Source organism: Pedobacter petrophilus, assembly GCF_009674725.1.
Taxonomy (GTDB): Bacteria; Bacteroidota; Bacteroidia; order Sphingobacteriales; family Sphingobacteriaceae; genus Pedobacter; species Pedobacter petrophilus.
The window spans coordinates 1-3831 of record NZ_WKKH01000098.1; the positions used below are offsets into that span (position 1 = coordinate 1).

The following is a 3831-nucleotide window of genomic DNA, read 5'->3' on the forward strand; positions in this document are numbered from 1 at the left end:
CACAATCTTTCAAACCACCACTACCCAAGGCAGCGCGTTCTCTCCCGATTTTTCATCGGGTGCTTGTGCTGCCGAAAAAAAGCGTTAACGATTTTATCCAACATCAGTTCCAAGCCTTTGGTTTATTCATAAGTTGTTCATGTTTTTACAGGCATTCATGAGCTCGCAGAAAAGCTCGGTTTTGTTACTTTTGGGCCAAGCCAAAAGTAAAAGCCCTTCGGCGGCCAACCGAGGCAAGCCAGCGCAGCAGCCAAATGATTGATAAGTCACGACAAGATAGGTTGCTTCACGCCTTCACTCAACCTCCACTTCAGTTCGGACGATACCCCGAAGCTATTCACTCCTTTAAAATCATGTCATTTATATTGATTTATGTAATAAATTATCTTTCAGGATGATGCACAATTTTAATTTTTTAATAATCTAATTATCAGTCTGCAACGACTAGGATACTTTATTTAATAATTAAAATTTTTCTTTGTGATTTGGGATATTGTTTCTAAATTGCCTATGCGAAATAATAATAAACAGAATTTTCAACTTAGACAGAGAAGCAATTAAGTAAGCAAATCAATTTTTAACAATATTCCTGGGTGAGCGGTTTGGAACCGTATCTAAATTTTCTCTGAAAAGAGTTTATTGTTGTTTCGCAGCACCCAGGATCTTTTTAACAATGTTATGCGAAACAACAATTGTAAAAACCAAAACACACAGCTCCCTGCTCAGGTTGCAGCTGAAACAGCCTACATGAATGTATTACCTGCAATTTGTGCAGTGAAGGCTACCTTACATCATATTGATGGAAATGTTTCTGAAATTTTGATGACTTTGCCACGATATACCGGCTGGACAGAATTTTTAGAGGATGGGCAAAATTCCATCAGGGAATATGTATATCAGCTTACCAGGCATTGGATTAAAATTACCCATTTCTTTATAGAAACCGGAACCATTACCAACAATGGAAAAATAGCTTCTTGTTTTTTGCCACGCAGGTTCGATATCCCATTGGGCAAATTTTATAAACCGATGGCGCCCGGAGCATGGGTATCGGCCAATCAACACCCGCATCATCCAAAATATAACCAAAAAGGATCGGGCAAAAATTTATCAGCATTAATCGCTATTGCAAAAAGGAGAAATGATGTGGTTTATCACCAAATAGCACCGAACACAATTCTTTGCGGCATTCCATTCGAAAGCAAATCTGCTTACTTTGAAATAGGTGATCTCCCTATCGGGCATTTTCAAAAGAACGGCATTGAATATATTGTTGTGTACAGCTACGTTGCCAATAAGAGTGGAAGTTTTGAATGTTGAGGGAGGTAAGGATAAATTAAATTTAAGCCCTTGCGGATGGTGAGGGCTGAAAATTACATGAGTTAAACATTATACTCCCTTTATATATACGGAATAGGAAGGATATTTTTTTAAATCATTAATTTTGTATCAACATAGGGATGTATAGAAACTATCAAGCGCATCAAATACAAAGTCCTCATCTTCATCAAAAATACTCTCTAGTGTTTTCGAATGCAATGGTTTTTCTTGAATCCCATGTAGGCACGCAATTTCTCTAACAAAGGGATTTTTGCTGTTCATCAACTCTAAGTCTACACCCTTGCTTGCAAGTCTCTGTAGTTCGGAATCTGGATCTTGAAAGGATTTGATATTAACTCCATTAAGCAGAAAGATCGCGATACCATGGCTTTGGACATCTGAATTATTCTTGTTTTCAAAATGGGCTTCTTTGTTGATAGCTTTGAATATCTGTGCTGTAGCCTGAGCTACATCCGCCCCGAGATCTAGCACGGTATCAATATTGCCCGATAAGATTGACTCTATAAGAGTTTGATAAAACCTAAACTCTTCAACCCCATTGATCGATGAAGCTAGTTTTTGAATTTCTTCATCGGATGCAAGATACAAAATCCTACCTATTCTATATCTAATCTTCGGAATTGAACTTTTTCTATGAAATCCCTTTGCATCCTTAAACTCTTTTATTAACTGTTCGACCTCTCGGATATATTTATTCCTGAGATAGACTGCATCCTCAACAATGCTTTCGACAGATATTGAAAGGCTTTTAATCCAGTACCGGAAAAGCTTTGGATAAGATTTAAACTTTTCGAAACTACTTCTTTCCTTGGCAAACATTCTGTAATGGAATAAGGGCAATCCGATATTGTGATTACGTAACTCTTTTTCCAAAATCGCGAAATCATCAGGTTTGTTGATTAGGTGAATTTTGATTGCTCCAATAAAATATTTCCATGATCTTCCATGCTCATGAAAGTCATCTTTATATTTGAGCCAATCGCTTGTGTCGCCCTTTATATTTTTAGGAGAACCTTCAGCATGTAAATGAAGTCCGATTTCTTCGAGCTTTGCCTTTACTATTTCTATAGAAGCTTTTACTTCTTTTTCATTTCCCACAAAGGTCATATCATCGACATAGCGAAAATAACATGCAGGTAAATTCTTCTGGAACTCCTGATCTAGATCATGCAAGATAATATTCGCTAAAAAGTGGCTGAACATTGGCCCTACCAGAACACTAATAGATTCTTTATCATCAATTATCGTTCTGTAACTTTTGATGAGTGTCTCTCCTAAATGAATAAATTTTTGTTCTATTTTAGTTTTTTGGCATTTGGCCAACCAAGTTTTGATTGCGAAGTCGATAGAAATAGATGGATAAAAATTTTGGATATCAGTATGCTCAACTATCCCATTAGGATATTTTCTAGAGGCTAAAGCAATTGCAGACTGTCTTCTTTTCAACCCCTGCATATAGTTCTTGAATACCCCATTTTTAAATTCACCCTCAGAAAGATCATAACTGAACACACTTTTAGGATTGGCAAACACATCAGGATACTTGGCGCATTCATTAAGTAAAGTGGTTTCTGCAAGAGAATCATTTGGTGACGGGAGAAAAATTTTTCTGCGCTTTATCTTGCCCTCCTTGCTAATCTCCTTGAAATGCTCTACAGGATAATAACTTATTTCCCGGGTAAGGGAGAGGTTTGTTGTAATCGTCTGTATCCAATGGTCCGATCTTGCTGCTGAATTTCCCAGATAATATCTTAAACCAAGATAAGACAGCACATCTCTTCTTCTATATTGATTTACAGCCCTAAGCGCTAATTTACCTGGTCTAATTTTAGTCATTGATAGTAAGCTTTAGGGCATTAACAGCCAATCTTACCTCTGCACTATTTGGTGTTTCCAACGGCAGAACAAAAGATGAGCTAGTGGTTAAGTGTGTCACTCCAAGTTCTGTATCTTCTTTTTTGATGTATTTTTTCAGTGCTGTTTCTATTTTACTACTAAGCCACCCGAATAAGCCTCCTGGTTGCGTAGCATCATTTTTCTGTGGCTCGATCCATACACCGAAACTATTTTCTTCAGCGGCATATTTCAGCAGCTCGACAATCTGTTTTTCAGCTTCTTTTCTTTTGAGTTTCAAAAAGCCACTGAAATTTGCTACTATCAGTAGCCGCTTAGGATTACGTTCAAAGGCTGTTACCATTTTTTTAATCAATTTGGTATTGCTGTAATCATTTGTTACATCCCAATTGCAGAATTCCGCTTCCACATTAATTGCCTGTTCTGTCAATGATGGCTTTAACCTCGCTAACATCTCCTGAGCTAAATTTCTTGCTGGTTCGGAAATTTCAGCTCCGATAAGAGTAACATCAAGGGGTTCTCTTGGGACAATGCCACATTTGCGAAGTTCAGCTATTGCTGGATAAACCGCTTCAAATTGACCCCTCTTCACCACTTTAAAAAGCCCCCCTTAGCCGAGTTAATTTAATAAGGTCC

The 3831-nt window shown here is 37.6% G+C and carries 3 protein-coding genes; 1 reads left to right on the plus strand and 2 read right to left on the minus strand.

The features are described 5' to 3' along the window. The first annotated feature begins 678 nt into the window (after window positions 1-678). A complete protein-coding gene (locus GJU39_RS23095) occupies window positions 679-1320 on the plus strand; it encodes a hypothetical protein (protein ID WP_154283348.1) in 642 nt (213 codons plus the stop codon). Window positions 1321-1449: 129 nt separating this feature from the next. On the opposite strand, the gene GJU39_RS23100 is transcribed toward GJU39_RS23095, so the two are convergent. Both GJU39_RS23100 and GJU39_RS23105 read right to left on the minus strand, forming a co-directional pair. After that, window positions 1450-3177 carry an RNA-directed DNA polymerase gene (locus GJU39_RS23100; protein WP_154283349.1) on the minus strand — a complete coding sequence of 576 codons (1728 nt, stop codon included), beginning with the start codon at window positions 3175-3177 and terminating at the stop codon, window positions 1450-1452. Beyond that, the gene (locus tag GJU39_RS23105; RefSeq protein WP_154283350.1) at window positions 3170-3790 is read right to left on the minus strand and encodes a hypothetical protein; all 621 of its coding nucleotides are present in this window, start codon (window positions 3788-3790) and stop codon (window positions 3170-3172) included. The genes GJU39_RS23100 and GJU39_RS23105 overlap by 8 nt, the downstream gene beginning before the upstream one ends. Window positions 3791-3831 lie beyond the last annotated feature (41 nt).

Excerpts from the sequence above, each read along its gene's own strand:
- GJU39_RS23100 (WP_154283349.1), bottom strand. The coding sequence starts at position 3,177 with ATGACTAAAATTAGACCAGGTAAATTAGCGCTTAGGGCTGTAAATCAA.
- GJU39_RS23095 (WP_154283348.1), top strand. The coding sequence starts at position 679 with ATGCGAAACAACAATTGTAAAAACCAAAACACACAGCTCCCTGCTCAG.